This window comes from Achromobacter sp. KK8 (assembly GCF_054188005.1).
The window spans coordinates 913,563-940,525 of the sequence record NZ_CM135178.1 but is presented as its reverse complement, the minus strand read 5'-3'; the positions used below and the strand labels follow the sequence as shown (position 1 = coordinate 940,525).

Sequence of the window (26,963 nt, the reverse complement as noted above, 5' to 3'; positions counted from 1 at the left end):
AAAACCAATGCGGCAAAACCAGACGCGTACAGTTGCGGCACAGGACGTGGGCGCCCTGGAGATCAAATCGCTCCTGGCGCGCTTTCGCACCGGCTGGGTCAGCGTGGCGGCCTTCAGCGTCGCCGCCAACCTGTTGATGCTGGCGCCGTCGCTCTACATGCTGCAGGTGTACGACCGTGTGCTGGCGTCCGGCAATGTCTTCACGCTGGTCATGCTGAGCCTGATGATCGTCGGGCTGCTCGCGTTGATGGGCGCGCTGGATTACGCGCGCGGCGTCGTCATTATCCAGATCGGTGCGCGCTTTGACGCGGCGCTGGCGGGGCGCGTGCATGAAGCGGCGTTCCGGCGCGGCCTTGCGGGTGTGCCAGCCAACGCCGGACAGGCGGTCAGCGACTTGAATACGGTGCGTCAGTTCCTGACCGGCAGCGCCGTGTTCGCGTTCTTCGATGCGCCGTGGTTTCCGCTGTTCCTGTTGGTGATGTTCCTGTTCCATCCCTGGATGGGCACGCTGGCGTTGGCGGGGACCATCATCCTGGTGGCGTTGGCATGGCTCAACGAGCAGGTGTCGCGCAAGCTGTTGGCCGAGGCGGGCGGGTTGTCGGTGCGGGCCGGCGTGGAGGCGGACGGGCAATTGCGCAATGCCGAGGCCATCCAGGCCATGGGCATGCTGGATCGATTGCGCGCGCGCTGGCAGCGGCTGCATGTGGGCTATGTGCGGCGCCAGGGCATGGCCAGCCAGCGCTCGGCGGTGATCGCGAGCGTGTCGAAGACGGTGCGGATGGTCCTGCAATCGCTGGTGCTGGGCCTGGGCGCGTGGCTGGTGCTGCAGAGCCATGTCAGCGCCGGCATGATGATCGCGGGTTCCATCCTGATGGGGCGCGTGCTCAGTCCGATCGATCAGGTGATCGGCGCCTGGCGGCAATGGGCCGGCACGCGGCTGGCGTGGCGGCGCTTGCAGGATTTGCTGGCGACGTATCCGGCGCCAGCCGCGGGCCTGACGCTGCCCGAGCCAAAGGGCGCGCTGCGGCTGGAGGGCGTGACGGTGACGCCGCCGGGCGCGGTGCAGCCGACGCTGGTGAACGTGTCGCTTTCGTTGGAGCCAGGGCAGGTGCTGGGGGTGGTTGGCCCCTCGGGCGCGGGCAAGTCGACCCTGGCCAGATTGGTGGCGGGTGTCTGGCCGGCCCGCCTGGGCACGGCACGCCTGGATGGCGCCGACCTGCGGCAATGGGAGCGAGGGCGGCTGGGGGAGTGGCTGGGGTATGTGCCGCAGGACGTGGAACTGTTCTCCGGGACGGTGGCCGAGAACATCGCGCGCTTTCCCGCTCCGGACAGCGATGGCGAAGTATTGGCCCAACGCGTGATCGACGCTGCCCGCATGGCCGGCGCGCACGACATGATCCTGGCCTTGCCGCGTGGCTACGACACGCCGATCGGTACCGGTGGCCAGGGATTGTCGGGCGGGCAGCGCCAGCGCATCGCCTTGGCGCGGGCGCTGTACGGGACGCCGCGCCTGGTGGTGCTGGACGAACCCAACGCCAGCCTGGACGATGCCGGCGAGCAGGCCTTGCTTGATGCGCTGGGCCGGCTGCGGGAGGTGGGCGCGACGGTGGTGCTGGTGACGCACCGGCCCAAGGTGCTGGCGGCGACGACACACTTGCTGTTGTTGCGCGATGGCCAAGCGCAGCGCTTCGGCGCGACCCATGAGGTGCTGCGGCCGCCGCCTGAGCGCGCGTCAGGGACGATGGCATCACCCTCGGCGTCGACCTCCGCGGCGGGCAACCGCCCGGCGGCGACGGCCAGCACGGCGGGCGCGGCGGCTTCCGGCGGGACAGCTCCACCGGCGCAGGCACGCCCTGGCGGGGCGGTGGCGCAGGTGTATCCCCTGGCCGGCGGCGCGTTTTCAGGGTTGATCTTCGGAGGCAAGGCATGACGGGACGCGCCGGCAATCGTGTGGTGGTGCTGCGGCCCGAGCTGGACAAGGCCGAGCCGGTAGCGGACGCAGACGAGAGCGGCGGCTGGTCGGCCCGCTTCGGCTGGTGGGTGCTGGCGCTGGGCTTTGGCGGCTTCCTGGCGTGGGCGGCGTGGGCGCCGCTGGACAACGGCGTGGCGATGCCCGGCATCGTCGTCGTGACCGGCGAGCGGCAGGCGGTGGACAGCATCGAGGGCGGCGTGGTGAGCGCCTTGCTGGTGGCTGAAGGCGACCCGGTCCGGGCCGGCCAGGCGCTGGTACGGCTGGACGATACCCGGGTGCGTGGCGAGGCGCGGAGCCTGCGCGCGCAGCAGGCGGCCGTCATGGCCCGCGAAGCGCGCCTGCTGGCCGAGCGCGATGGTCGGGATGATCTTGCGGCGCCCGATGCGCAGGCGAATGCCGAAACGGCCGCCGCCTACGCGACGGAGCGCCAACTGTTCGCCAGCCGCCGCGCGGCGCTGGCGGGCGAACTGGCCGGCATCGAGGCCACGCTGGCCGGCAGCCGGGCCCTGGCCGGTGGCCTGGAATCGACGTTGGCGCACAAGCGCACGCAGCGCGCCCTGCTGCGGGAACAGCTGGGCAACCTGCGCGACCTGGCGCGCGAAGGCTACGTGCCGCGCAACCGAGTGCTGGAACTGGAGCGCAGCCTCGCGCAACTGGACGGCGACATGGCCTCGGACCTGGGCGCCCTGGGACAGACCCGCCAGCAGATCGCGGAACTGGCGCTGCGCGGCCAGCAGCGTCGCGACGCGTTTCAGCGCGAGGTGCGCACCGATCTGGCGGAAACCCGCGTGCAGCGCGAGCAGTTGACGCAGAAACTGGCGACGGCCGAATTCGACCTGGCGCACAGCGAGATCCGCGCCCCGGTCAGCGGCACCGTCGTGGCGCTGGCCACGCACACGGTCGGGGGCGTGGTGCAGCCCGGCTCGCGCCTGATGGAGATCGTGCCCGAGGACGTGCCGCTGGTGGTCGAGGGGCGGTTGCCGGTGGAGTCCATCGACAAGGTGCGCGCGGGCCTGCCGGTCGAGCTGATGTTCACCGCTTTCGATGCCAGCAGCACGCCGCGGCTTGAGGGAACCGTGACGCTGGTGTCGGCGGACCGGTTCGAGGATGACCGCAACGGCCGCCCTTACTATCGCCTGCGCGCCGACGTGGCGCCGGGCCAGCTGCGGCGCATCGGCGATGCGCCGTTGCGCGCCGGCATGCCGGTGGAGGTGTTCGTGCGCACGGGCGAGCGTTCGCTGCTGAATTATCTGTTCAAGCCCCTGCTCGATCGCGCGCGGCTGGCGTGGGGTGACGCATGAAGCGCTGGCAGGGCAGGCTCGCGGCGGCATGGATGTTGATGGTGGCGGTGTTCATGCCTGGATCGGGGGCGGCGCAGGCGCTGGATTTTCAGCAGGCGTACACGATGGCGCTGGCGTCCGATCCCACGTGGCAGGCGGCGCGTGCGCGCGAACGGGTCGACGCCGAGGAGGCGGCATTGGGACGCAGCGGCCTGTTGCCGAACTTGAGCTATCACTACAGCCGTGCCCGCAACGATACGACGTCGCGGCAGCAGACGCGCTGGGGCGCGCTGGAGCAGCGCTCGCGCTACGCCAGCTATGCCTCGGGGTTCACGCTGAGCCAGCCGCTGTTCGACGCGGCGGCGTTTGCGCAGTACCGCGCCGGGCGTGAGCGTGCCGAAGCGGGCGGCTTGACGCTGAAGCGCGCGCGCCAGGCGCTTGCCGTGCGCCTGTTACAGGCGTACACCGCCGTGCTGTACGCGCAGCAAGCCCTGGCATTGACGCAGTCGCAGGAGCGCTCGTTGCAAGAGGACGCGCGCCGCAGCGCGCGCTTTGTCGCGGCGGGGCAGGGCACGCGCACGGATCAACTGGAGATCGAGGCGCGTGCGCACGTGGTGCAGGCGCAGGAGATCGAGGCGCGGGACCGGCTGCGCGACGCGCGCAATGCGCTAAGGGCGATTGTCGGGCCGGGGCTGGCCGACAATTTGCTTGCGCCCTTGCAGGAATCAGCCCTGGCCGCGCTGGCGGTGGAGGGACGCGATTTGTCCGCGTGGCGACAACTGGCGCTGGCGAGCAATCCGGAATTGCTGGCCCAGCGCCACCTGCTTGAAGCCAGCCGCCAGCGCTACCAGGCCGCCCGCGCGGGGCACCTGCCCACGGCGCGGCTGGTGGCGCGCAAGCAGCTGACCAATTCCAACGGCGAGAACCAGATAGGGCAGCGCTATGACTCCGGTTCCGTGGGCATCGAGGTCAGCATTCCGCTGTATTCCGGCGGGCGCACGTCGGCGGCCAGCGGCCAGGCATTGGCTGAAGCGGAGGAAGCGCAGCACAAGCTCGACGCCGCCACATGGGCGTTGCTCGATGACCTGGCGCGGCAATTCCACACGTTCGCCAGCAGCCGCGAGCGTATCACCGCTTACCGGCAGGCGGCCGAGGCGGCCGCGCAGCGCGTGCGCGCCACACGGCGCAGCGTGCTCGGCGGCGAGCGCACCAATCTGGATGTGCTGGACGCCGAACGCCAGCGCTTCGAGGCGCTGCGGGACCTGGACCGGGCGCGTTACGACAACCTGCTGGCGTGGCTGACGCTGAGGTGGCAAGCCGGGGTGTTGAGCGACGACGATGTGGCGCGCATTGGCGCGTTGTTCGTGGCGGGCTGAGCCGGCAGTCGGGGGGGGGCGCGTTCGGTGCAAGACCGCTCTAGCGTTTGGCCAGGGGCGCTGTTCGTGGCGGGGTGCACCGGCATGCGGATGCGCGTTCGACCGTCGACGAATGGAGCGCGTCGTCGGATCACTTCACCGGCGGCAGCGGCAGCAGCCGTCGAACGATCTCGTCCATGGCCGTCGCCAATTGCGCCGCCAGCGCCTGCGCGGCCGGCGACAGCGAGCGGTCGCGCCGGTGCAGCAGGCCGATGGCGCGGCGGGCCGAGGCGTCGCACAGCGGCGCGGCGCGCAGGCCGGCCAGGTTCAGTTCCGGCAATGCCAGGCGCGGCAAAACGCTTACTCCCAGGCCCTGGCGCACCATGCCGGCTGCGGTGCCCATGTTGGTGACGTCGTAGCGCAAGGCGGTGGCCGGCGCGCCGGTTTCCTCGCGCACCGCGCGGTCGAACTGCTGGCGCGCATTGGAGCCTTGCGACAGCAGGATCAGGTCGTAGCGCAGCACGTCGCGCCAATGCAGCGGGCCGCGTTTTCTGTCCAGGCGGTGGCCTTCGGGGTAGATGGCGCAAAAGCAATCCTCGGCCAGCGGCGTGAACGACAGGTCCGGCGCCGGCTCGGCCAGCGCGCCGACGGCGAACTCGATCTGGTTGGTGCGCAGCATGGCCACCAGCTCGTCGTTGTGGGCCTCGACTACCCGCACTTTCAGTGCCGGATGCAGTTGACGCAGCGCGCCGACCGCCACCGGCAGCAGCGCCAGCGCGGTCGAGGGCAGGGCGCCCAGCGTCACGTTGCCGCGCCGCACCGCCGCCAGGTCCGCCAGGCTGCGATAGGCTTCTTCCAGGTCGGCGATGGGGCGCTGCGCGCGGGCATAGAAGTCCTGCCCGGCCGAGGTCAGGCTGATGCTGCGAGTGGTGCGCTCGAACAGTCGCAGGCCCAGCACGTCCTCCAGGTCCTGGATCAGCGCGGTGAAGGACGGCTGCGTCACGCCCAGCTGGCTGGCGGCGTGGGTGAACGAACCGGTATCCACCGCTAGCAGGAAGGCCTTGAGCGGCCGGTACTTGATATTCATAGCCATGGGCTAAGAATATAAGAAAAATATCGAATTGTGCCTAATAGTCGACGGGCCGATGATGCGTCTACCGAAGTCCCCTGGATTGCCCGACCCTTATGCACGCATCGAGCCACAAGCCCTTCCGGCTGGGCGCCGACTGGCGCCACAGCCAAGACGGCGACGCCGTCATCACCTCCATCAATCCCGCCGACGGCAGTATTGCCGGACGCGTCACGCGCGCCTTGCCGCGTGACGTGGATACGGCCGTGGCCATCGCCTGGGATGCGTTCCAGCGCCAGCCATGGCGCAAGTTGCGTCCCGACCAGCGCGCCGCCACGCTGTACGAAATCGGCCGCCGCCTGGCCGCCGAGCGCGAGCCGCTGGCGCGGCTGCAGATGATCGACAGCGGCAAGCCCTGGAAGGAATGCCTGAACATGGTCGACAGCGCGGCCGGGCATTTCCGCTACTACGCCGCCGTCTGCGAGACCTGGCAGAACGAGATGACCTCGCCGCGCGGCGAGTACTTCTCGATGGCGCTGGCCGAGCCGTTCGGCGTGATCGCGGCCATCACGCCGTGGAACTCGCCCATCATGAACGAGGCGCAGAAGGCCGCGCCAGCGTTGGCCGCGGGCAACGCGGTGCTGCTCAAGCCGTCCGAGGAAACTCCCCAGCTGGCGCTGGAACTGGCGCGCATCAGCGCCGAGGCCGGCCTGCCCGAAGGGCTGCTGACGGTGCTGCCGGGCCACGGCGAAGACGTCGGCGCCGCGCTGGTCAAGCATCCCGGCGTGCGCATGGTGTCGTTCACCGGCGGCACCGAAACGGGCCGCGCCATCGGCGGCATCGCCGGCCAGCGCCTGATTCCCGTGGGCCTGGAGCTGGGCGGCAAGTCGCCGCACATCGTGTTCGACGATGCCGACCTGGACCGCGCCGTGGCCGGCGTGGTGTCGGGCATCTTCGGCTCGGCCGGGCAAAGCTGCGTGGCCGGTTCGCGCCTGTTCGTGCAGAAGTCCATCTATGGCCGCTTCATGGAGGCGCTGGTGCAACGCACGCGCCAGGTGCGCGTGGGCCTGCCCGATGACCCGGCCACGCAGATGGGGCCGCTGGTGTCGCGCGCGCATCGCGACAAGGTCGCCGGCTATGTCGATATCGGCCGCGCCGAAGGCGGCCGCGTGCTGGTCGGCGGCGCCGCGCCGGATCGCGCCGAGCTGGCCAATGGCTGGTTCTACCTGCCCACGGTGATAGACGGCCTTGGCAATGGCGCGCGCGTCTGCCAGGAGGAGATCTTCGGGCCGGTGCTGGTGGCGCTGCCGTTCGAGGACGAGGAGGACGTGATCGAGCAGGCCAACGACACGCCCTTCGGCCTGGCCGCCGGCATGTGGACCGGCGACTACGCCCGCGCCTGGCGCGTGGCGCGCGAGATCGAGGCGGGCTCGGTCTGGATCAACACCTACAAGCAATCGCATATCGCCACGCCGTTCGGCGGCTTCAAGGCCAGCGGCATCGGCCGCGAGAAAGGCCTGCACGGCCTGCGCCTCTACAGCCAGGTCAAGAGCCTGTACTGGGGCATGCACAATCAACCGATGGGACTTTGAATCACATGACGACAGACAAGAAAAGCGCGGCGCTGCCGCTGGCCGATGCCCGCATCCTGATCGCCGGCGCCGCCAGCCTGGTGGGCTCGCACACCGCCGACGCGCTGCTGGCCGCCGGCGTGCGCGAGGTGATCCTGCTGGACAACTTCGCCTTTGGCACGCCCGAGGCCATCGCCCACCTGCAAGGCAATCCGCGCGTGAAAGTGGTGCGCGGCGACCTGATGCGCCTGCCCGACCTGCTGGCCGCGACCGAGGGCGTGGATGGCGTGCTGCACCTGGCGGCGTATATGACGCTGGGCTTCGCGCAGACGCCGTGGCAGGCGGTGGACGTGAACATCCGCGGCGCGCAGAACATGCTGGAAGCCTGCCGCGCCAACAAGGTGAAGAAGTTCGTTTTCGCTTCGTCCAACGCGGTCTACGGCTACGGCAGCGGCATCGCCGGCGCGCTGGTCGAGAACGGTCCGTTCCATTCCGTCGGCGCGCCGCCCGCGGCGATCCTGTATGGCGCCTCCAAGATCATGGGCGAGCAGCTGTGCCGCCAGTACTACCAGAAGGCCGGGCTGGACTATGTCGTGCTGCGCTACTCCACCGTCTATGGCGAGCGCCAGCACTACCGCGCCGCGAATTCGCTGTACATCATGGAGACCTATGACCGCGTGCGTCAGGGCGAGCGTCCCGTGCTGCCCGGCGACGGCACCGACACCAAGCACTTCGTGCATGTCTCGGACGTGGCGCGCGCCAACGTCGCCGCGTTCCAGAGCGACGCGACCGATGTCGCGGTGAACGTGTCCGGCCCGGCGCCCATCACCACCGGTGAACTGGTGCGGCTGGTGCTCGACTACTGCAAGAGCGACCTGGAACCGGAGATCCGGCCGGACCCTCCGGGCACCGTGCGCCTGACCTCGGGCGGCGCTTTCCATATCCCGCACGATCTGGCGGGACAACAGATCGGCTGGCAGCCGCAAGTGGGCATGGCCGAAGGCGTGACGCGCCTGCTGGCGTGGCGCGAGGCGCAGGAAGGGGGGAAGGTCGGTTAGGGAACAGTTTGACCCGGGGCGGCCGTCGTAGCCGTCCCGCGTGACTGGCCGGCCTGTCCGGCTCATCACAACGCATAACAACAGCACTACCCAAACAGGAGACAACCATGTTCTTTTCACGCAAGGCGGCCGCTCGCGCCGCGCTGTCCGTGGCCGCGCTGTGCGCCGCATGGCCGGCCTGGGCCTGGCCCGACCATCCCATCGAACTGGTGGTGGGTTTCGCGCCCGGTGGCGGCACCGACCTGACGGCGCGTTCGCTGGCGGTGTTCCTGGAAAAGGAGCTGGGCACCACCATCGTGGTGCAGAACAAGCCGGGCGCGTCCAGCGCCATCGCGCTGTCGTACGTGGCGCGCGCCAAGCCCGATGGCTACACGCTGGCCATGACCAACATGCCCGGGCTGGTGTCGCTGCCGATCGAACGCAAGGCCGGCTTCACCACGGCCGACTTCACCTACCTGGCCAACCTGGTGCGCGATCCCAGCGCCTTCAGCGTCGCCGCCGACAGTCCGTACCAGACGCTGGACGCCTTGGTCAAGGCGGCGCGCGAGAAGCCGGGTTCGATCAGCTATGGCTCGACCGGCGTGGGCACCGATGATCACCTGGCGCTGGTGCTGTTCCAGAACCTGACGGGCACCAAGCTCAACCACGTGCCCTACAACGGCGCGGGGCCGCTGCGCAGCTCGGTGCTGGGCGGGCACACCGTGATCGGCGGCCTGAACCTGGGCGAAGTCATGCCCTACCACGGCAAGAACATGCGCGTGCTGGCCCAGGCCAGCGAGACGCGCTCGCCGCTGGGGCCGGACGTGCCGACCTTCAAGGAGCTGGGTGTGAACCTGGTGTTCGCGTCAGAGCGCGGCATTGTCGCGCCCAAGGGCTTGCCGGCGGATGTCGCCGAGAAGCTGCGCCAGGCGCTGGCCAAGGTGGCCGCCAATCCGGAGTTCCAGGCGCAGATGAAGCAGCAGTTCACCGAGATGGACTACCAGGATGGGCCGCAGTGGCAGGAACGCCTGAAGCAGGATGATGGGCGGCTGCGGAAGATCTGGGCGAGCACGCCCTGGGTGGAGTAGCGCGTCAGATGGGGTCTCCGCGATTGCGGCGACATGCTCCGGATCGCGGGACGCGGGCCCGTGTCTGAGAACTGGTCTGAATTGCGGCTTTTTTTTACTGTAAATCGCGGCTCAACCGTTTATGTCTATAGACGGTCGCCCGCGTGCCTGCGGGCGGCTATTGATGATCCGCGATCAGGAGCCGCATCATGCCTACGCCTACGCTTGCCCCCGTCACCGTTTATGGCACTTGGCCGCCGGAGCCGCCGAGTTGGGGCGGTGGATTAGGGTCTGGGCTGTGGGACGGCATCGGCTGGTCTTACTTCTCGACACCACGGATCGTTCCCGCCTGGTACATCGCGCAGATTCTCAACCAAAAAGAAGCGTATTACTTTTCGCACTACAGCCAGGAATCGAGGTATTACCACGATCCGCAGACTACGCGCGGGATGGTGGAACCGTTGGTCAACAAGCTCATTCCGGAAACAGGAAAATTCCTGGGATACGTTCGCGACTTGTTGGAAACCCGGCTGGACAAACAAGCCTTCAAGTATTTGAACGTGATGGCGCAAACGCATGAGAAGTTCATGCAAGGAATTTTCAGCTGGAGCGTCATCCAGAAGGATATTGCTTCAGGCACGCCTCCCAAGGTTGCGATCGGCTCCGAAGTGGCGTCTGTGTGGGGAGGTGCGGCAATAGCGGGTGCGATCGCGGGAATGGGCACTTTGCTCATGGTTGGCGCAGGCATGCCAACGGTTGTAGCCGGCATGGCTATCGTTGCTATCGCTTCATCCCTGCCGGATCTCATCGACCTCAAGGGGGCGGCGGCGAAATTCATCCGAGACGTGCTCGTCAATGAAGGAACGCATATCCCTCTTCATACGGGAGGTATGCCGACGGAGTCATTGCCTGACCAGCAGCCCTCCCACGCTACGCTTTCGAACGTTGACAGTGGCCCGACTGCTGCGGATGTCGCCGCCGCCAATGACGGTGCCAGATTCTCCGACTACCAAATCTACCTGGCGATGCGGGAAATTGCGACACATCCCGCGGACTATCCGGAAGCGGTCGCCATCCTTCCCGAAATTCTGGCGGAAATCGGGAGGGATCATCCGATTGGTGGCGCTGCGGATGCCGAGCGCCCAGCCGACAGCCCGAGCATGCGACCACCACCTGAAGTTGTTTTTTATGCCGACCTGGCGGCGGACAGCGGCGTAAAGTCCTTCACCGCTCAGGATGGAAAATCCTATGTGCTCATCGGTGACAATACTCCCAGTGAAATGGTCGGCGGCAATGCAATCAACTGGTTCATGCCGGGAAGTGACTTTGACTGGTCCAACAAGGTTGTGGGCAATCCGGATGGATACAACGTCCTGGATTTTTCCTTGAACGAGTGGGGCGTCGACATTGTTGTGAGTGGCAACGATCGCATGGACAAGTGGATTGCGGATCGGGCCAGCGCCTTTGGGCTCAAGGACTATGACGTCAATAGTCATTTCCTCACCCATGAAAGCGCCCTGGGTAAACTTCGCGGGTACGGGTACGCATTTGTGGAGTTGAAATCCGGTTCGTGCGGCGAGTGGTGCCAGGGAGAATATCGCAATATCGACTATGTCATTGGCAGCGATTACGACGATATCCTGGTCGGCGACGTGCTTGGGGGAATGACGTTCACCGGCCGTGGTGGCAACGATACCTTCGTCGTGCATGGTGGCGGCAATCGCATCGTGTTCAACGATGGTAATTTCGCCGATCCGGACTCCGGGGAAATCACGACGAAGTTCATCCATGGGTTGACCACGGCTCGCGAAGCGCGCGATTTCAACCTCAAGCACTACCAACCGGCCTATCTTGGGGGATATGGGGGGCTGCGGATCGAGCCGGACGTGCTCGATTTTTCAAACCTGGATGGCGACCTGAATACCGAGGGACATCAGGCCATGCGGTTTATCGGCACAGGAAAGTTCACCGGGCATGCCGGAGAACTCCGGTATGTGACCGAGGACCATCACGGACTGGATTGGCCCGTCACTCATGATGACGAAAGCGGTTGGTGGCGGGCGTCCACCGTAAGCCTGGAGGGAGACAGAACCGGCGATGGGATCGCGGACTTCTTCATCGAATATACGAACTACGCCGATCCTTCCACGCCGAACGGATACGGATACATGATGGCCGGCGTGATCGGCAGTAATTATCCCTATCTCGACAGCGATAATTTCTTCTTCGGCTAAATCAAAATGCGCCCCGAATGCCGGGGGGCTGAAGGCGTGCAGTTGCATGCCTTCGCCTGCCGGGGCTGCTACTCCAACGGCAACGTCAACACCCCCTGCGTCGCCGGCCGCATCATCACGCGGCGGTACCACGCCGACAGCGCCGGCGTGTCCGGTCGTTCGATCGGCAGCCCCAGCCAGCGGTGCGCGGAACACACCAGGGCGATGTCGCCGATGGTCAGGTGGCGGCCGGCGATGAACTCGCGGCCTTGCAGCGCCTGGTCCAGAATCTGCGCGCGGGCGTTGCTGCGCTTGACCGACAGGTCGATGGCGGCGTGGTCGCGCTTGGCTTCGGGGGTGCGGATCAGGCCCAGGAAGGCCGGGACCATGGCGCCTTGCCATTCGGTGGTCTGCCAGTCCATCCAGCGGTCGGCGTCGGCGCGCAGGCAGACGTCCTCGGGCCAGAGGGTGCCGGCGCCGTAGCGCGCGGCCAGGTAGCGCACGATGGCATTCGATTCCCACAGCACGAAGCCGCCGTCGTCGATGGCGGGCACGGTGCGGTTGGGGTTGATCTTGGCGTACTCGGGCGTGTCGACCACGCCGAACGGGCCGCCGGCCTCGATGAAGGTGTGCGGCAGCGCCAGTTCGCGCACGGCCAGCATCACCTTCTGCACATTGACGGACGTCAGCCGTCCCCAGATCTTCAACATAACCGGTCCTTGTAAGGTCAGGCGGGCGGCAATTGCCGCCGCGCAAAGCCGCTGTCGCGCCCGAAGCGCGTCCAGTTGAAAGCGGGCCCCGGGTCGGTCTTGCGGCCGGGGGCGATGTGTTCATGGCCCCAGGCGGCCGCCAGGGGGTAACGCGCGCGCAGCACCGGCGTCAGCCGGCGCAGCGCCAGATATTGCTCGTCAGTGTAGGGCAGGGTATCGGTGCCTTCCAGCTCGATGCCGATGGAGAAGTCGTTGCAGCGCTCGCGGCCAGCGAAGCGCGACACCCCGGCATGCCAGGCGCGCGCATCGGTGGAGACGAACTGCACGATGCGGCCGTCGCGGCGGATGAAGAAATGGGCCGACACCCTCAGGCCGCGCAGGCGTTCCAGCCAGGGGTGCGAGCCGTAGTCCAGCGTGTTCAGGAACAGGCCGGCGACTTCGGGGCCGCCGAATTGGCCGGGCGGCAGGCTGATGTTGTGCAGGACCAGCAGCGACACCTGGGCGCCGTGGGGACGCGCGTCGCAATTGGGGGAGGGCAGTCGGGAAACGCCCGGGGCCGGCGCCAGCCAGCCATGTCGATCCAGAAGCAGGGGCATGGGAGGAAAGCAGGTTGGTATCCAACATGCATTATGCCGTGCGTGTAAAAAGGGAGCGAATGAGGGCGGGGCCCACCGGGGGCGGTGCTGTCGTGCGTCCTGTGATGGGCGAGCCTCTCCTGGCTGGCTAGCTAGCGGGCTGGGCTGGCTGGCGGAATGGCGGGCTGGCTGGCCGGCGAATCCGGACCGGCCAGCCGTTCAGGCCAGCCTTTATTTGGCCGCCGGCCCCAGCCGGGCGTGTTCCTGGCTGCACCAGGTCCGGCCGCCTTGCAGCAGGGCTTCGGAGCGTGGCAGGTGGATGCCGCAGTGGGCGCAGCGCACCATGGCCTCGGGGGCGCCGGCGGCGGGCGGGTTGGCCGTGCCGCGGGGCTTGGCGTCGGCCGGAGGGGCCTGGCGGGCCGCGGCCATGCGGCCGGCGATGCGCGCCACGAACAGCACGCCGATGACGATGACGATCCAGAACAGCAGCTTGCCCACGTCAGCCTCGATGCAGAATGACTTCCAGCACGAACCGGCTACCGGTGTAGGCCAGGATCAGGAAACCGAACCCGGTCAGGGTCCAGCGCAGGGCGACGCGGCCGCGCCAGCCCCAGATGTGGCGCCCGGCCAGCAGCACGCCGAAGGTGAACCACGACAGCAGGGTGAAGACGGTCTTGTGATCGAACGGCAGGATCTGGCCGGTGAGCTTCATGGAGGCGATGGAGCCCGAGCCGACGGCCAGGGTCAGCACCACGAAGCCGATCCAGATGATGCGGAACAGCAGCTGTTCCTGCACCAGCAGCGGCGGCTGCGAGTCCAGCACGCGGCCGATGATGCTGCGCTCGGCGGGGGCGTCCAGGGGACGGTGCAGGTGGCGGTCGAGCAGCGCCATCATCATGGCGTGCAGGGCGGCGATGGTGATCAGGCCGTAGGCGGCCAGGGCGATCAGCAGGTGCGCGCGCAGCCAGGCATTGTCGGCGTGGGGCACGAACTGCCCCTGGGGGAACAGCGCGGCCAGGCCGCTGGCCAGGGTGGCGGCCGGCAGCAGCAGCAATTGCAGGCCGTCGATGCGCACCAGCAGGCTTTCGAGCCAGAAGACGACCATGCCCAGCCAGATGGCGGCCGACAGGGCCAGGGCCCACCCGATGAACAGGTGCGGGGCCCCCAGCATGGATTGTTGCAGCCCGATTCCATGGAGAACCAGGGCTCCCAGCAGGCACAGACGGGCGATCTTGCCCGTTTGTTCGACTTCCCCGGCGCCCGCCAGGCGGATCCAGAGGGATCCCCCCAGCACGGCGTACGCCAGGGCGGCCGCTGTGTGAAATACAATGCCTAGTGACATAGAAACCGTTGTCTGGATGGGGCCTGGGGGCGCATGCCGCCCGACAGTGCGCAATCCGCGCCTGCGGCCACCGTTCAATCAACTAGTTTAAGCGGAAACGCCTCTCATGCTCGATAACCTAACTCAACGCCTGTCGCGCGTCGTCAAGACGCTGCGCGGCGAAGCCCGCCTGACCGAGGCCAACACCCAGGAAATGCTGCGCGAAGTGCGCATGGCCCTGCTGGAAGCCGACGTGGCGCTGCCCGTGGTGCGCGACTTCGTCGCCCGGGTCAAGGAAAAGGCGCTGGGCGAAGAAGTCGCCGGCAGCCTCAGTCCCGGCCAGGCCCTGGTGGGCGTGGTCCACAAGGAACTGACCGCCCTCATGGGCGGCGACCTGGGCGCCGATTCCGGCGAACTGTCGCTGGCGGTGCAGCCGCCAGCCGTCATCCTGATGGCCGGCCTGCAAGGCGCGGGCAAGACCACCACCACCGGCAAGCTGGCCCGCTGGCTGAGCGAAGGCCAGCACACCCAGCACGGCCGCAAGACCGGCAAGAAGAAGGTGCTGGTGGTGTCCGCCGACGTCTACCGCCCGGCCGCCATCGACCAGCTGAAGAGCGTGGCGGCGCAGGTCGGCGTCGATTTCCTGCCGAGCGACCCCAGCCAGAAACCCGAGGACATCGCCCGCAACGCGGTCGACCATGCCCGCCGCCATCATTACGACGTGTTGATCCTGGACACGGCGGGCCGCCTGGGCATCGACGAGGCCATGATGCGCGAGATCCGCGCGCTGCATGACCTGGTCAAGCCGGTCGAAACGCTGTTCGTGGTCGACGCCATGCAGGGCCAGGACGCGGTCAACACCGCCCGCGCCTTCGCCGAGGCGCTGCCGCTGACCGGCGTGGTGCTGACCAAGCTGGACGGCGATGCCCGCGGCGGCGCGGCCCTGTCGGTGCGCCACGTCACCGGCAAGCCGCTCAAGTTCGTCGGCGTATCGGAAAAGCTGGACGGCCTGGAGCCGTTCTATCCCGAGCGCATGGCGCAGCGCGTGCTGGGCATGGGCGACATCGTCTCGCTGGTCGAGCAGGCCCAGAAGAACATCGACATCGCCGAGGCCCAGAAGCTGGCGGCCAAGATCAAGTCGGGCAACAAATTCGACCTGAACGACTTCCGCGACCAGCTCGGCCAGGTCAAGAAGCTGGGCGACATGGGCTCGCTGCTGGAAAAGCTGCCGGCCCAGTTCCAGCAGGCCGCCGGCCAGCTGCAGGGCGGCCAGGCGGAAAAGCAGCTGCGCCGCACCGAGGGCATCCTCAATTCCATGACGGCGGCCGAGCGCGCCAAGCCGGAACTCATCAAGGCTTCGCGCAAGCGCCGCATCGCGGCGGGTTCGGGCGTGCCCGTGCAGGAAGTCAACCGCCTGCTGGCCCAGTTCGAGCAGATGCAGGGCATGATGAAGCAGATGAAGAAGGGCGGCATGGCCAAGATGATGCGCGCCATGGGCGGCATGAAGGGCATGGGCCGCTTCATGAAGGGCTGAGCGGCACGGCAAGGGGGCGGCACGGCCGGACCCGTCTCGTGGGCCTGTCGATGGCCGCCGGCCCGTGCTCCGGGATCTCCGCCAAAAAAATGGCCAGGCATTGCGCCTGGCCAAATCATCGCGGCAGGCAGGGGGTTCTGCGCCGCGATACTGGCCCGCGAGGGCCGGTTCGCATGGTTTACGACAGGGGCGGGATGCGCAGCACCTGGCCCGGATAGATCTTGTCGGGGCTGGTCAGCATCGGCTTGTTGGCCTCGAAGATCAGGGTGTTCTTGGCGCCCTGGCCCTTGCCGTATTGCGCCTCGGCGATCTTCCACAGGTTGTCGCCCTTTTGCACCGTGTACATCTTGGCTTCCGGCGCGGCCTGCTTGACCTTCAACTGGTTGTCCACAGCGGCCACGCCGACGGTGTTGCCCAGCGCCAGCGCGATCTTCTCGGCGGCTTCGGTGTTGGCGGCCTCGCCCGTGACGGTGACCTTGTCGCCGTCCACCGAGATCTGCAGGCCATCGGCGTTCAGGCCGTGCTTGTCGAGCTCTTTCTTCAGTTCATCCGGCGTCGCCGCCTTGGCCTCGCTGGCACCGAAGAGTTTTTCTCCAACGTCCTTGATGAAATTGAGCAGACCCATCGTGTTTCCTTTATCTATGTTGCGGTGAGAAAAAGAGCGATGCATGTCAGGGCGCGCGGCCCACGAACATCTTGCGCACGATGCCGGCGATGAGCGTCAGTACCGCGCCGCCCACGCCGCCGCCGACCACGCTGCTGGCAATCTCGGAAAGATCCATTCCGCTGTTGCCCGCCGCGACGGCGCCGGCGCCGGCGGTGATCATCGGCGCCAGCCAGGAACCGCCGGCCAGGCCGCCGATCGCGCCGGCGATGGTGTTGCCCAGGGGCCCCAGGTTGAATTGCTGAAGCATTTTTCCCAGGCCGTTGCCACCGGCCGCGCCGGCGACAAGCTGGATGATGAGGTTGATGATGACGGCGGTGTTCATGATGCCTCCTCTGCCCCGCAGGGCATTGTGCAACGTTAGAACAACAACACGACAACTTGACGACGACAACGCCAGCAACGACGATTATGACTCGCGCCGTTGCCGCCAGACGAGGGGTTAACGTGTAACAGGTTGCTAGCCCTCCGTCAGATTGAGGAAAAAAGGGCTGCATTGCTGCAGCAAAAAAGGGCTGCATTGCTGCAGCCCTTTTTGCGATATTCGATCTTTCGCAGGAGTTGGCGCGATTGCCTCAGCCTCCGCCCACCGCGACCACGATCTCGACCTGGTCGCCATCGGACAGCGCGGTTTGCGCGTGCTGGCTCTTGGGTACGATTTCGCCGTTGCGTTCCACCGCGACGCGCTTGCCGGCATAGCCCAGCGTTTCGAGCAATTCGTCCACCGTGGTGTCGAGCGGGAATTCGCGGGCGTCGCCGTTCAAGGTGATGTGCATGTCGGTCTCCTCAGCGTTTGGCGTAGGCGTCGGTGGCGGCGATCAGGCGCGCCAGCGTGCCGGGTTCGTCGAAGGCGTGGCCCGCGTCGGGCACGATGTGGAATTCGGCCTCGGGCCAGGCGCGATGCAGGTCCCAGGCGCTGCGCGCGGGCGTGCAGACATCGTAGCGGCCCTGCACGATGGTGCCGGGGATGCCGCGCAGCTTATGGGCGTCGCGGATCAGCTGGCCTTCTTCCATGAAGCCGGCGTGCGTGAAATAGTGGTTCTCGATGCGGGCGAAGGCCAGCGCGGCGCGGTCGGCGGCGTGGCTTTGCTGGTGGCGCGGACTGGGCAGCAGCGTGATGGTGCTGTCTTCCCATTTGCTCCAGGCCTTGGCGGCGCGCAATTGCTCGGCCGGGTCGTCGCCCGTCAGGCGCTTGTGATAGGCCGCCACCAGGTCGCCGCGCTCGGCTTCGGGGATGGGCGCCAGGTACTCTTCCCAGCGGTCGGGGAACAGCCACGACGCGCCTTCCTGGTAGAACCACTGGACTTCGGCGCGGCGCAGCGTGAAGATGCCGCGCACCACCAGTTCGCTGACGTGCTGCGGGTGCGTTTCGGCGTAGGCCAGCGCCAGCGTCGAGCCCCAGGAACCGCCGAACACCAGCCATTTGTCGGCGCCCATGATTTCGGTGCGCAGGCGTTCGATGTCGGCCACCAGGTGCCAGGTGGTGTTGTTGTCCAGGCTTGCGTGCGGCGTCGAACGGCCGCAACCGCGCTGGTCGAACAGCAGCACGTTGTAGCGCTGCGGGTCGAACAGCTGGCGATGCACCGGCGAGCAGCCGCTGCCGGGGCCGCCGTGCAGGAACACGGCGGGCTTGCCCTGCGGATTGCCGCAGAGCTCCCAATAGACCTGGTGGCCGTCGCCGGTATCCAGGATGCCGTGGCGGTAGGGTTCGATCGCGGGGTAGAGCATCAGGCCACTCGCTTGAAGATCAGGTCCCAGACGCCGTGGCCCAGACGCAGGCCACGGTTCTCGAATTTGGTGAGGGGACGGTAGTCGGGGCGCGGGGCGTAGCCGTCCACCGTGTTTTTCAGTTGCGGTTCGTTGCCCAGCACGTCCAGCATCTGCACCGCGTAGTCTTCCCAGTCGGTGGCGCAATGGATGTAGCCGCCCGGCGCGATGCGGCTGGCCAGCAGCGCGATGAACGGCGGTTGCACCAGGCGGCGCTTGTGGTGGCGCTTCTTGGGCCAGGGGTCGGGAAAGTAGATATGGACGCCGGCCAGCGAGTCCGGCGCGATCATGTCGCGCACGACCTCGACCGCGTCGTGCTGGATGATGCGCAGGTTGGGGATGCTGGAATCCTCGATGCGGCGCAGCAGCGAGCCGACGCCGGCGTTGAACACTTCCACGCCCAGGAAGTTGTCGCCCGGGCGCGCCAGCGCGATTTTTTCGGTGGTCTCGCCCATGCCGAAGCCGATTTCCAGCACCGTCGGCGCTTCGCGGCCGAAGGCGGCGGCCGGATCCAGGCGCCGGGCGGCGTAGGGAATCGACCACTTGCCCAGCAACTGTTCGAGCGCGGCCTGCTGGCCCTGGGTGATGTGGCCGCGGCGGTGGACGAAGCTGCGGATGTGGGTGGCGCCCGGGCTGTTGGGGGCGTGCGCGGCGCTGGCCAGCGCGGCTTCGGTCTGGCGGGAAACCGGCGCGGGTGCGTCGGGGTTGCCGGGTGTTGCGGGGGTGTTCACGGGAGGATTCCCAAAGCTGTTCGTTGTCATAGGCGGGATTGTAGTGGCAGCCCCGCCGGGCTGCAGTCCGCCTTGTGGATTAAATGGGGACTTATTGCCCGCGGCCGCCCTGGGGGGGTGACGGGGGCGGGCCGCGCTATAGTGCAGCCGCGGCGCCCGCCTGGCGCCGTCCGTCCGCCATGAATGTCGCCCGCATCGACCTCGTCACGCTCTCGCTTTTCGTCTCGGTGGCCCGCCAGGGCAGCATCTCGGCCGGCGCGCGCCAGTCGCACCTGGCGGTGGGCGCGGCCAGCAAGCGGATCTCGGACCTGGAGGCGGCGCTGGATACCCAGCTGCTGTACCGCAATGCGGCCGGGGTCGAACTGACCGAGGCCGGCCAGGCCTGCCTGGTGCATGCCCTGCGGGTGCTGCAGGAAGTCGAGCAGATGGCCGGCACGCTATCGGACTATGCCCGAGGAGTGCGCGGGCAGGTGCGCATCGCCGCCAATACCTCGTCGCTGACGCAGTTCCTGCCGGAAGACCTGGCGTCCTTCATGGAAGCGCATCCCGCGGTGCGCATCGACCTGGAAGAGCAGAACAGCAGCGACATCGTCACCGCCGTGCTGGAGAACCGCGCCGACATCGGCGTGTTCGCCGACCGCACGCCGGCGGTGGGCCTGGCCACCGTGCCGTACCGGCTCGACGAGCTGGTGCTGATCGTGCCGCAGCGCCATCCGCTGGCGCGCCAGGCCAGCGTGGCGTTCGCCGATACCCTGGCCTACGATTACGTCGGCCTGCCGCCCGCGACCTCGCTGGCCACCCGCCTGGCCGACGAGAGCGGCCGGCTGGGCCGCGACATGCGGCTGCGCATCCAGGTGCGCAGCTTCGACGCCATCTGCCGCATGGTGGCCGCCACGCGCGGAGTCGGCATCCTGCCGCGCCTGGCGGCCGAGCCGCATGCGCGCTCCATGCCCATCCGGCTGATTCCGCTGGCCGACGATTGGGCGCGCCGCTGGCTGCTGCTGGGCGTGCGCGACGCCGATGCGCTGCCGGTGGCGGCGCGGCTGCTGCTGGCGCACCTGCGCGGCGCGCAGGACCCGGGCACGGCCTAGGGCCTGTTCACACTAAAAGGAGCCTCGCACAGGCCCTAGGGCTTTCTCGATCCGGGAATGCCCCCTTCCCGAATCGTCCATTCCGCCCCCGCGGACGATGGCGCACACTCCGCCATCATCGGTTGGATGCGCCCGGGAGGCGACATGGCAGGGCAGATACTCGCCGGCATACGCGTGCTGGAACTGGGACAACTCATCGCGGGACCGTTCGCCGCCAAGACGCTGGCGGACTTCGGCGCGCAGGTCGTCAAGATCGAACCGCCGGGGCAGGGCGACCCGTTGCGCAAATGGCGCCTGTTGCACGAGGGCACCTCGGTGTGGTGGGAGGCCCAGTCGCGCAACAAGCAGTCCGTGTGCGTCGACCTGCGCCAGCCCGAAGGCCAGGACATCGTGCGCCAGCTGGCGGCCGAGGCCGATGTGCTGATCGAGAATTTCCGTCCCGGCACGCTGGAGAAGTGGGGCCTGTCGTGGGAGACCCTGCACGCGTTGAACCCGCGCCTGATCATGCTGCGCATTTCGGGCTACGGCCAGACCGGTCCGAAGGCGCGCGAGCCGGGCTTTGCCGCGATTGGCGAAGCCATGGCCGGCCTGCGCTACCTGAATGGCGAACCCGGCCGCGCGCCGGTGCGCGCCGGCCTGTCGCTGGGCGACACCATCGCCGGCCTGCACGGCGCGCTGGGCGTGCTGCTGGCGCTGTACCAGCGCGATGCCCGTGGCGGCCAGGGCCAGGTGATCGACGCGGCGCTGTACGAAAGCCTGTTCAACCTCAGCGAAAGCCTGCTGCCCGAGTATTCGGTGTTCGGCGCCGTGCGCGAACCGGCCGGCGCATCGCTGCCCGGCATCGCGCCGTCCAACGCCTATCCGTGCCGCGACGGCTATGTGCTGATCGCGGGCAATGGCGATGCCATCTACACCCGGCTGATGGCGCGCATCGGCCGCGACGACCTGGGCCGCGATCCCGACCTGGCGCACAACGACGGCCGCGCGCGCCGCGTCGCCGAGATCGACCAGGCCATCGGCGCCTGGACCGGCGAACGCAGCATCGACGAGGTGCTGCAGGCCATGCGCGAAGCCGACGTGCCGTCGGGCCGCATCTATTCGGTGGCCGACATCGCCCACGATCCGCATTACCAGGCGCGCGGCGCCATTACCCGCCTGGAGGCCGCCAGCGGCATCGCGGTGGACATGCCCGCGGTGTTTCCGTGCCTGTCGGCCAACCCCGGCGCGGTGCGCGAGCGCGCGCCGACGCTCGGCGAGCACACCGACGCGGTGCTGGCGGCGGCGGGCCTGAGTCCGGAACAGCGCGAGGCGCTGCGGGCGCGCGGCGTGATCGCATGAACCGCGCCATTTCCCTTAATCCGGCATCGAGGATGCGCTCATGAACACCGGTTCCCCCGTCCTGGAAATCAACGAGGTCGGCCCGCGCGACGGCCTGCAGATCGAAGCGCGCATGGTGCCCACCGAAGACAAGATCGCCTTCATCGACGCGTTGTCCGATTGCGGCTTCGCCCGCATCGAGGTCACCAGCTTCACCTCGCCCAAGGCGATTCCGGCCCTGGCCGACGCCGGCGCCGTGATGCAGGGCATCCGCCGCCGGCGCGGCGTGATCTACACCGCGCTGGTGCCGAACATCCGCGGCTTGGAGCGGGCGCTGGAAGCGGGCGTCGACGAGATGAACCTGGTCATGTCGTGCAGCGAGACGCACAACCGCGCCAACCTGCGCATGACCCGGCAGCAGTCGTTCGACGAACTCAGCCAGGTGCTGGCGGCCGCCGGACGCGCCGGCGCGCCTTGCAACGTCTCGCTGTCGACCGCGTTCGGCTGCCCCTTCGATGGCGACGTGCCGGCGGGGCAGGTGCTGGACCTGGCCGTCCGCCTGGTCGACGCCGGCGCCCGCGGCATCACGCTGTGCGACACCACCGGCATGGCCTACCCCAGCCAGGTCGGCGAGCTGTGCGCGCAGGCCGCGCAGCGCTTGCCGGGCACAGCGCTCACCGTTCACCTGCACAATACGCGCGGCATGGCCCTGGCCAACGCCGTCACCGCCTGGCAGGCCGGCATCACCCGCTTCGACGCGGCCGCGGGCGGCCTGGGTGGCTGTCCGTACGCGCCCGGCGCCAGCGGCAACGTCAACACCGAGGAACTGGTCCACATGTTCGAGTGCATGGGCGTGCGCACGGGCGTGTCGCTCGAAGCGCTGCTCGCCATCCTGCGCGGACTGCCAGGGCTGGTCGGTCGCGACCTGCCCATGGCGCTGTTGCGCGCCGGGCCGCGCCTGGCCGCGCATCCGCCGCCCGCGTGGCTGGCGGAGCGGTTCGGGCCGGCCGGCGGCGCCGCATAGACTTTCGCTTCACACCATGCGCCTGGGGCGCTTTATACAAAAACAGCAAGGAGACAACCGCATGACCGCATTTCGATCCATTCCCGTTCTACGCGCCTGCGCCATCGCGCTGGGCCTGGCCGCCGCGGGCGCTGCCCACGCGCAGGCGGATTTTCCCAATCGTCCCGTGACGCTGATCGTGTCCGCCGCGCCCGGCGGCACCACCGACATCGCCGCCCGCCTCATCGCCCAGCCCCTGGGCGCCGCGCTGGGACAGAGCGTGGTCGTCGAGAACAAGCCGGGCGCTTCCGGCGGCATCGCCGCCCAGGCGGTTGCCCGCGCCAAGCCCGACGGCTATACGTTGCTGTTGCAGTATTCCGGCTTCCAGGTCATCACCCCGCACGTCACGCCGACCTCCGGCTGGGATCCGATCAAGGACTTCGCGCCGGTGGCCAATGTGCTGTCCGCGCCCCAGGTCGTGGTGGTGCGGCCGGACCTGCCGATCAAGTCGCTGAAAGACCTGGTCGCGTACGCCAAGGCCAACCCGGGCAAGCTCAACTACGCATCGTCCGGCAATGGTTCGTTGCAGCAGGTCGCCACCGAACTGCTCAACCAGATGGCGGGTACGCAGATCACCCACATCCCGTACAAGGGCACCGGCCCGGCGCTGAACGACCTGCTGGGCGGCGCCGTCGACATGACTATCACCACGCCGCCGCCGCTGCTCGGCCAGATCGCCGCCGGCAAGCTGCGCGCGCTGGCCGTCACCGGCAATACGCGCCTGGCGTCGCTGCCGGACGTGCCCACCGCCGCCGAGGCCGGCTATCCCGGCCTCATCGTCTCGTCCTGGTTCGCCATGTACGCGCCCAAGGACACGCCCGCGCCGGTGGTGGCCAAGATCGCCGGTGAAATCCAGAAGATCATGCAGACCGACGCCTTCCGCCAGAAGGCGGCCGAGCAGGGCGCCGAGGCGGAATTCATGGGGCCGAAGGCGCTGGGCGACTACACCCAGGCCGAGCTGGACCGTTGGGGCAAGGTGGTGAAGGCGGCGGGCATCACGGCGAATTGAGGGGGACGGCCTGGGGCGGAAAAACCCAGGCTATAATCTTGGCCTCTGCCCCGGTCTTGTGCCGGGGCACGACACCCGAGCGGGTGTAGTTCAATGGTAGAACGGCAGCTTCCCAAGCTTCATACGAGGGTTCGATTCCCTTCACCCGCTCCATATCGCCAATTTCCCGCATGCGCTCGCTCCGGCAACGTGTGCCTGGTTCCCCGTCGGGGCGTTGCGTCGCATCCCGTCACTCGGTGTACATCCCCAATGCGCTGGTGGGATTCAAGTACCCTATAGCCCATCCCCGCGACCGTACATCAAGCATGCAAGACGATCTTTTCGGTGATGCGCTACCAGTGCCGCCGGCCAACGCCCCGTCGCAGACAGCGTCTCGTGACATCCCCGAGCTTTCCGCTCTCCGGGGCATGGCCAAAGTGCTTCCCGCGCCCGCGGGGCAAGAGTGGCGCGCGCTCGCCCAGCAGTTGCCCGCCCAATTGCGCTTTGGCGTCTCCACCTGGTCGTACCCCGGCTGGGAAGGGTTGGTCTGGGACGGCGAATATGATTCGAGCACGCTGTCCAGGCACGGCCTGGGCGCCTATCATCGGCATCCGCTTCTGCGCACCGTTTGCGTGGACCGCACGTTCTGGCAGCCGTTGACGGCGAGCCAGTACGCCGCTTATGCGGGGCAGGTCGATGAGGATTTCCGTTTCGTCGTCAAATGCCCCGCCAGCGTTACCGATGCCCAGGTGCGTGGCGAAGCAGGCAGGACGCGGCAGGCCAATCCGCTTTTCCTCGACCCGTCGGTGGCGGTCCAGGAATTCGTGCTCCCCGCGCTCGAAGGCCTGGGGGCCAAGCTCGGTGTGCTGGTGTTCCAACTGAGTCCGTTGCCTCTGGGCATGTTGAGCCGCTCGGCATCGCTGTTCGAAAAACTGGGGCGCATGCTGGCCGCCGTGCGGGAGGCATTGTCCGCGCATGATGCCGTGATCGTCGCCGTGGAAGTGCGCGACCCGGAACTGCTGGGTCAGGCGCTGGTCGACACGCTCAAGGCGCATGGGGCCACGTTCTGCCTGGGGCTGCATGGCAAGATGCCACCGATCGACGCGCAACTGCCGATGCTGCGCGCGCTCTGGCCGGGGCCGCTGGTCTGCCGCTGGAACCTGAACCGCGTGTTCGGCGCATACGGTTATGCCGACGCGCAGAAGAAGCATGATCCGTTCAATGCCCTGCTCAGCGAGGATCTTCCCACGCGCGCGGCGCTGGCGCGCACGATCCGCGGCATTACGGGCGCGGGCCAGCCGGCCTACGTGACGGTCAGCAATGACGCCGAGGGCTGCGCGCCGCTGTCCATTCAGCAACTGGCCCAGGCCATTGCGGGGTAGGGCTGGACGGCAGACTCGGCGCCAAGGCCCGTCATTCCGGCTTTATACCCGCTGTCTTGACAGCCTCTCGCCACATCTCGACTTCGCTGGCTACCAGCCCGGCGAACGCCTGGGGCGTGGAGGATTTGGGTTCCAGCCCTTCCCTGGCGAACTGTTCCCGCAGCGCGGGCGCTTGCAACGCCTCGGACAAGCGTGCGTTGAGCAGGCTGACCACCGCGTCCGGGGTTCCCGCTGGCGCCGAGAGGCCATGCCACAAGGTCGCGGAGAATCCTGGAACGCCGGCCTCCGGCGCTGTCGGGATATCGGGCAACAGGCTGCTGCGGTTCTCGGTTGATACGCACAAGGCCGCCAACCGCCCATCGCGGACATAGGGCGTCACCGACGCCGTGCTCGCCAACATGAACTGAACCCGACCGGCCAGCAGATCGGTCAAGGCCAGACCGGTGCTACGGTATGGCACGTGGGAGACCGAAATTCCGGCTCTGCGGGCGAACAGCTCAGTGGCCAGATGCGTCGACGATCCGGTGCCCGAGCTGGCGTAGTTCAGACTGCCGGGTTTTTCCTTCGCCGCGCGCAGCAGATCCGCCAGGCGGGTGAAGCCGGTTTCCTTTCCTGCTACGAGCAACCAGGGACCGGACGCGATCATCCCCACGGCGCTGGTGTCCTTGACAACGTCATAGTTCAGCCGCATTACCGCGCCGTTGGTGGCGTGCGAGGTGGACAGCAGGACCAGGGTGTAGCCGTCGGGCTGCGAGCGTACCACCGCCTCCAGTCCCATGGCGCCGCCCGCGCCGCCGCGATTTTCCACCACCACACTGACGCCCAGCCTGTCCGTCAGGCCGCGCGCCACCACGCGCGCCAGCACGTCGGAGCCGCCTCCTGGCGCATAGGGCACGACCAACCGTATCGGCCGCTCGGGGTATCCCGCAGCCGCCCAGGCTGGCCGTAGCGCAGCGCCAGCCGCCAGGACCATCGTTGTTGTGAGGAATTTGCGTCGTTCGTTCATGTGTGTCTCCTGCACCCTGTCCGGTGCGTCAAGCGAAGCTGGGGTCGAACAGCGACAGCGCGACGTCGCCGGGCGGGTGGCCGTCCAGGATGGCCTCGTCGACGACGATCCCCAGGCCGGGTTCGGCGCTCGCGCGGAAATGGCCGTCGCGCAGCACGGGCGCGTTGCCGCGCACACCGGTCTCGAACAACGGCGACTCGGCGAATTGCTGTTCGACCGCCTCGGTGATGCCGAGCGCCGCGCACACATGCACGGTGTGCGCATGGGCCACCGGGCCCGAAGGGTTATGCGGCGAGACGGCGACATCGTGACCGGCCGCCAAGGCGGCGATGCGGGCGAATTCGCCATAGCCGCCGCAGTACTTGATATCCGGCATGATGACGTCGTACAGCCCTTGCGCCACGAAAGGCAATGCGCCGGCCACGCCGATGATGTTCTCGGCGCCGGCCAGTCGCATGCCGGCATGGTTCGCATGCCTGCGCAACGCGCGGATGCTGTCGTGCCATTCGGGGGACTCCGGTACCGGACATTCGAGCCAATGCAGGCGGGCGTCGGACAAATCATCGATGAAGCGCCTGGCGGCGTCGCCATCGAGGCGCCAGTGGCAGTCGACCATCAGCGGCAGGTCCGGCCCGATCGCGTCGCGCACCGCCAGGATGCGCTGCACGGCGCGCGCGGCCTCCGCCACGCCCTCGGCGGACGATGCCGTCCGCGGCGTCACCGCATCGAACGGCATGATCTTGATGCCCTGGAAGCCCGCGCCGACGGCGGCCTTGCAGGCTTGGGCAAAACCCGCCGGCGTGCGTTCCCTGACACTGCGATTGACGGTCGCGTAGGACCGCAGCGGCGTGCGATCGGCTCGGCCCCACAGATCGCAGATTGGCAGGTCCAGATACTGGCCGGCGAGGTCGAGGCTGGCCTGATCCAGCGCACTGATAACCGCATTGCCCGCGCGCCCTGCGGGCATGCCGGGGTAGGCTTTGCAAAGCGTGGCGAGTTCGTCCAGCGTCAGGTTGCGGATAGACGGCATCAAGCGTGCCAGGATGGCACTCATCGCACCCTCATGGGCGCGCAACGTCAGCTCGCCCCAGCCATGGCGACCGTCGTCCATGATGAGCTTCAGGAAGCTCCAGTTCGACCGCGGCGCGACGCCGGCCACGTGCAGGCTTACGTCCGCGACGCGGGCGGCCGCGCCTGTTTTTCGAGTTTCCAGGATGATTGAATGGCTGCGCATGCCGTGGGCTCCTCCG

At 67.9% G+C, this 26,963-nt stretch carries 25 protein-coding genes and 1 tRNA gene; 14 read left to right on the top strand and 12 right to left on the bottom strand.

What is annotated here, in order from left to right:
- The first annotated feature begins 7 nt into the window (after positions 1–7).
- Genes ACVN9Z_RS04310 through ACVN9Z_RS04300 form a run of 3 tightly spaced genes read left to right on the top strand, consistent with a single transcriptional unit; the run spans position 8 to position 4,628 of the window.
- Positions 8–1,930 carry a type I secretion system permease/ATPase gene (locus ACVN9Z_RS04310; RefSeq protein ID WP_458213161.1) on the top strand — a complete coding sequence of 641 codons (1,923 nt, stop codon included), beginning with the start codon at positions 8–10 and terminating at the stop codon, positions 1,928–1,930.
- A complete protein-coding gene (locus ACVN9Z_RS04305; protein WP_458213160.1) occupies positions 1,927–3,273 on the top strand; it encodes an HlyD family type I secretion periplasmic adaptor subunit in 1,347 nt (448 codons plus the stop codon). The genes ACVN9Z_RS04310 and ACVN9Z_RS04305 overlap by 4 nt, the downstream gene beginning before the upstream one ends.
- Positions 3,270–4,628, top strand: a complete 1,359-nt coding sequence (locus ACVN9Z_RS04300) for a TolC family outer membrane protein (RefSeq protein ID WP_054439189.1) — start codon at positions 3,270–3,272, stop codon at positions 4,626–4,628. The genes ACVN9Z_RS04305 and ACVN9Z_RS04300 overlap by 4 nt, the downstream gene beginning before the upstream one ends.
- A 130-nt stretch (positions 4,629–4,758) precedes the next feature.
- Here the strand turns inward: ACVN9Z_RS04300 and ACVN9Z_RS04295 are convergent, their stop codons facing one another.
- Positions 4,759–5,694 carry a LysR family transcriptional regulator gene (locus ACVN9Z_RS04295; protein WP_006385745.1) on the bottom strand — a complete coding sequence of 312 codons (936 nt, stop codon included), beginning with the start codon at positions 5,692–5,694 and terminating at the stop codon, positions 4,759–4,761.
- A gap of 98 nt (positions 5,695–5,792) precedes the next feature.
- Between ACVN9Z_RS04295 and ACVN9Z_RS04290 the strand changes: the two genes are divergently transcribed.
- From ACVN9Z_RS04290 to ACVN9Z_RS04275, 4 genes are all read left to right on the top strand, one after another.
- Entirely contained in the window at positions 5,793–7,268 is a 1,476-nt protein-coding gene (locus tag ACVN9Z_RS04290; protein ID WP_458213159.1) for an aldehyde dehydrogenase, read from the top strand.
- A gap of 5 nt (positions 7,269–7,273) precedes the next feature.
- Complete coding sequence (locus ACVN9Z_RS04285; protein ID WP_049055069.1) at positions 7,274–8,305, top strand: NAD-dependent epimerase/dehydratase family protein; 1,032 nt, start codon at positions 7,274–7,276, stop codon at positions 8,303–8,305.
- Positions 8,306–8,412: 107 nt separating this feature from the next.
- Positions 8,413–9,372: a tripartite tricarboxylate transporter substrate binding protein gene (locus ACVN9Z_RS04280; protein WP_054518149.1), complete on the top strand. Its 960-nt coding sequence runs from the start codon at positions 8,413–8,415 to the stop codon at positions 9,370–9,372.
- Between the two features lie 188 nt (positions 9,373–9,560).
- Positions 9,561–11,585 carry a hypothetical protein gene (locus ACVN9Z_RS04275; RefSeq protein WP_051429143.1) on the top strand — a complete coding sequence of 675 codons (2,025 nt, stop codon included), beginning with the start codon at positions 9,561–9,563 and terminating at the stop codon, positions 11,583–11,585.
- Between the two features lie 68 nt (positions 11,586–11,653).
- Here ACVN9Z_RS04275 and ACVN9Z_RS04270 read toward each other — a convergent pair whose 3' ends face one another.
- The 4 genes from ACVN9Z_RS04270 to ACVN9Z_RS04255 form a co-directional block, all read right to left on the bottom strand.
- Complete coding sequence (locus tag ACVN9Z_RS04270) at positions 11,654–12,274, bottom strand: glutathione S-transferase family protein (RefSeq protein ID WP_024070498.1); 621 nt, start codon at positions 12,272–12,274, stop codon at positions 11,654–11,656.
- Between the two features lie 17 nt (positions 12,275–12,291).
- Positions 12,292–12,870: a 1,6-anhydro-N-acetylmuramyl-L-alanine amidase AmpD gene (gene ampD / locus ACVN9Z_RS04265; RefSeq protein WP_006385752.1), complete on the bottom strand. Its 579-nt coding sequence runs from the start codon at positions 12,868–12,870 to the stop codon at positions 12,292–12,294.
- Positions 12,871–13,080: 210 nt separating this feature from the next.
- Positions 13,081–13,347, bottom strand: a complete 267-nt coding sequence (locus tag ACVN9Z_RS04260; RefSeq protein WP_054439198.1) for a PP0621 family protein — start codon at positions 13,345–13,347, stop codon at positions 13,081–13,083.
- A gap of 1 nt (position 13,348) precedes the next feature.
- Positions 13,349–14,191: a cytochrome C assembly family protein gene (locus ACVN9Z_RS04255; protein ID WP_006385753.1), complete on the bottom strand. Its 843-nt coding sequence runs from the start codon at positions 14,189–14,191 to the stop codon at positions 13,349–13,351.
- Positions 14,192–14,297: 106 nt separating this feature from the next.
- Between ACVN9Z_RS04255 and ffh the strand changes: the two genes are divergently transcribed.
- Complete coding sequence (ffh, locus tag ACVN9Z_RS04250) at positions 14,298–15,704, top strand: signal recognition particle protein (RefSeq protein ID WP_006385754.1); 1,407 nt, start codon at positions 14,298–14,300, stop codon at positions 15,702–15,704.
- Between the two features lie 178 nt (positions 15,705–15,882).
- On the opposite strand, the gene lysM is transcribed toward ffh, so the two are convergent.
- From lysM to trmB, 5 genes are all read right to left on the bottom strand, one after another.
- Entirely contained in the window at positions 15,883–16,329 is a 447-nt protein-coding gene (gene lysM / locus ACVN9Z_RS04245; protein WP_006385755.1) for a peptidoglycan-binding protein LysM, read from the bottom strand.
- A gap of 46 nt (positions 16,330–16,375) precedes the next feature.
- A complete protein-coding gene (locus ACVN9Z_RS04240) occupies positions 16,376–16,693 on the bottom strand; it encodes a hypothetical protein (RefSeq protein WP_458213158.1) in 318 nt (105 codons plus the stop codon).
- Positions 16,694–16,943: 250 nt separating this feature from the next.
- Positions 16,944–17,144 (bottom strand): sulfur carrier protein ThiS, encoded by a 201-nt coding sequence (gene thiS / locus ACVN9Z_RS04235; protein WP_458213157.1) that lies wholly within the window; start codon positions 17,142–17,144, stop codon positions 16,944–16,946.
- Positions 17,145–17,154: 10 nt separating this feature from the next.
- Positions 17,155–18,096, bottom strand: a complete 942-nt coding sequence (gene pip, locus ACVN9Z_RS04230; protein WP_006385758.1) for a prolyl aminopeptidase — start codon at positions 18,094–18,096, stop codon at positions 17,155–17,157.
- Entirely contained in the window at positions 18,096–18,866 is a 771-nt protein-coding gene (gene trmB, locus ACVN9Z_RS04225) for a tRNA (guanosine(46)-N7)-methyltransferase TrmB (protein WP_458213156.1), read from the bottom strand. Before trmB ends, pip begins: the two co-directional genes overlap by 1 nt.
- A 179-nt stretch (positions 18,867–19,045) precedes the next feature.
- Here trmB and ACVN9Z_RS04220 point away from each other — a divergent pair, with 179 nt between their 5' ends.
- The 6 genes from ACVN9Z_RS04220 (at position 19,046) to ACVN9Z_RS04195 (ending at position 24,707) form a co-directional block, all read left to right on the top strand.
- Entirely contained in the window at positions 19,046–19,957 is a 912-nt protein-coding gene (locus ACVN9Z_RS04220; protein WP_458213155.1) for a LysR substrate-binding domain-containing protein, read from the top strand.
- Positions 19,958–20,101: 144 nt separating this feature from the next.
- Positions 20,102–21,295, top strand: a complete 1,194-nt coding sequence (locus ACVN9Z_RS04215; protein ID WP_047991943.1) for a CaiB/BaiF CoA transferase family protein — start codon at positions 20,102–20,104, stop codon at positions 21,293–21,295.
- A 40-nt stretch (positions 21,296–21,335) separates the two neighbouring features.
- Complete coding sequence (locus tag ACVN9Z_RS04210) at positions 21,336–22,298, top strand: hydroxymethylglutaryl-CoA lyase (RefSeq protein WP_458213154.1); 963 nt, start codon at positions 21,336–21,338, stop codon at positions 22,296–22,298.
- A gap of 61 nt (positions 22,299–22,359) precedes the next feature.
- Positions 22,360–23,346, top strand: coding sequence for a Bug family tripartite tricarboxylate transporter substrate binding protein (locus ACVN9Z_RS04205; protein WP_458213153.1), 987 nt, complete (start codon positions 22,360–22,362; stop codon positions 23,344–23,346).
- A gap of 79 nt (positions 23,347–23,425) precedes the next feature.
- Positions 23,426–23,499, top strand: a tRNA-Gly gene (locus ACVN9Z_RS04200).
- Positions 23,500–23,651: 152 nt separating this feature from the next.
- The gene (locus ACVN9Z_RS04195) at positions 23,652–24,707 is read left to right on the top strand and encodes a DUF72 domain-containing protein (protein WP_054446767.1); all 1,056 of its coding nucleotides are present in this window, start codon (positions 23,652–23,654) and stop codon (positions 24,705–24,707) included.
- Positions 24,708–24,738: 31 nt separating this feature from the next.
- Here the strand turns inward: ACVN9Z_RS04195 and ACVN9Z_RS04190 are convergent, their stop codons facing one another.
- Both ACVN9Z_RS04190 and ACVN9Z_RS04185 read right to left on the bottom strand, forming a co-directional pair.
- Positions 24,739–25,713: a tripartite tricarboxylate transporter substrate binding protein gene (locus ACVN9Z_RS04190; protein ID WP_049054090.1), complete on the bottom strand. Its 975-nt coding sequence runs from the start codon at positions 25,711–25,713 to the stop codon at positions 24,739–24,741.
- 28 nt (positions 25,714–25,741) lie between these two features.
- The gene (locus ACVN9Z_RS04185) at positions 25,742–26,947 is read right to left on the bottom strand and encodes a mandelate racemase/muconate lactonizing enzyme family protein (RefSeq protein ID WP_020926216.1); all 1,206 of its coding nucleotides are present in this window, start codon (positions 26,945–26,947) and stop codon (positions 25,742–25,744) included.
- Between the last annotated feature and the right edge of the window lie 16 nt (positions 26,948–26,963).

Coding starts and splice junctions, on each gene's coding strand:
- ACVN9Z_RS04310 (WP_458213161.1), top strand. CDS start 8: ATGCGGCAAAACCAGACGCGTACAGTTGCGGCACAGGACGTGGGCGCC.
- ACVN9Z_RS04305 (WP_458213160.1), top strand. CDS start 1,927: ATGACGGGACGCGCCGGCAATCGTGTGGTGGTGCTGCGGCCCGAGCTG.
- ACVN9Z_RS04300 (WP_054439189.1), top strand. CDS start 3,270: ATGAAGCGCTGGCAGGGCAGGCTCGCGGCGGCATGGATGTTGATGGTG.
- ACVN9Z_RS04295 (WP_006385745.1), bottom strand. CDS start 5,694: ATGAATATCAAGTACCGGCCGCTCAAGGCCTTCCTGCTAGCGGTGGAT.
- ACVN9Z_RS04290 (WP_458213159.1), top strand. CDS start 5,793: ATGCACGCATCGAGCCACAAGCCCTTCCGGCTGGGCGCCGACTGGCGC.
- ACVN9Z_RS04285 (WP_049055069.1), top strand. CDS start 7,274: ATGACGACAGACAAGAAAAGCGCGGCGCTGCCGCTGGCCGATGCCCGC.
- ACVN9Z_RS04280 (WP_054518149.1), top strand. CDS start 8,413: ATGTTCTTTTCACGCAAGGCGGCCGCTCGCGCCGCGCTGTCCGTGGCC.
- ACVN9Z_RS04275 (WP_051429143.1), top strand. CDS start 9,561: ATGCCTACGCCTACGCTTGCCCCCGTCACCGTTTATGGCACTTGGCCG.
- ACVN9Z_RS04270 (WP_024070498.1), bottom strand. CDS start 12,274: ATGTTGAAGATCTGGGGACGGCTGACGTCCGTCAATGTGCAGAAGGTG.
- ampD (WP_006385752.1), bottom strand. CDS start 12,870: ATGCCCCTGCTTCTGGATCGACATGGCTGGCTGGCGCCGGCCCCGGGC.
- ACVN9Z_RS04255 (WP_006385753.1), bottom strand. CDS start 14,191: ATGTCACTAGGCATTGTATTTCACACAGCGGCCGCCCTGGCGTACGCC.
- ffh (WP_006385754.1), top strand. CDS start 14,298: ATGCTCGATAACCTAACTCAACGCCTGTCGCGCGTCGTCAAGACGCTG.
- lysM (WP_006385755.1), bottom strand. CDS start 16,329: ATGGGTCTGCTCAATTTCATCAAGGACGTTGGAGAAAAACTCTTCGGT.
- ACVN9Z_RS04240 (WP_458213158.1), bottom strand. CDS start 16,693: ATGAACACCGCCGTCATCATCAACCTCATCATCCAGCTTGTCGCCGGC.
- thiS (WP_458213157.1), bottom strand. CDS start 17,144: ATGCACATCACCTTGAACGGCGACGCCCGCGAATTCCCGCTCGACACC.
- pip (WP_006385758.1), bottom strand. CDS start 18,096: ATGCTCTACCCCGCGATCGAACCCTACCGCCACGGCATCCTGGATACC.
- ACVN9Z_RS04220 (WP_458213155.1), top strand. CDS start 19,046: ATGAATGTCGCCCGCATCGACCTCGTCACGCTCTCGCTTTTCGTCTCG.
- ACVN9Z_RS04215 (WP_047991943.1), top strand. CDS start 20,102: ATGGCAGGGCAGATACTCGCCGGCATACGCGTGCTGGAACTGGGACAA.
- ACVN9Z_RS04210 (WP_458213154.1), top strand. CDS start 21,336: ATGAACACCGGTTCCCCCGTCCTGGAAATCAACGAGGTCGGCCCGCGC.
- ACVN9Z_RS04205 (WP_458213153.1), top strand. CDS start 22,360: ATGACCGCATTTCGATCCATTCCCGTTCTACGCGCCTGCGCCATCGCG.
- ACVN9Z_RS04195 (WP_054446767.1), top strand. CDS start 23,652: ATGCAAGACGATCTTTTCGGTGATGCGCTACCAGTGCCGCCGGCCAAC.
- ACVN9Z_RS04190 (WP_049054090.1), bottom strand. CDS start 25,713: ATGAACGAACGACGCAAATTCCTCACAACAACGATGGTCCTGGCGGCT.
- ACVN9Z_RS04185 (WP_020926216.1), bottom strand. CDS start 26,947: ATGCGCAGCCATTCAATCATCCTGGAAACTCGAAAAACAGGCGCGGCC.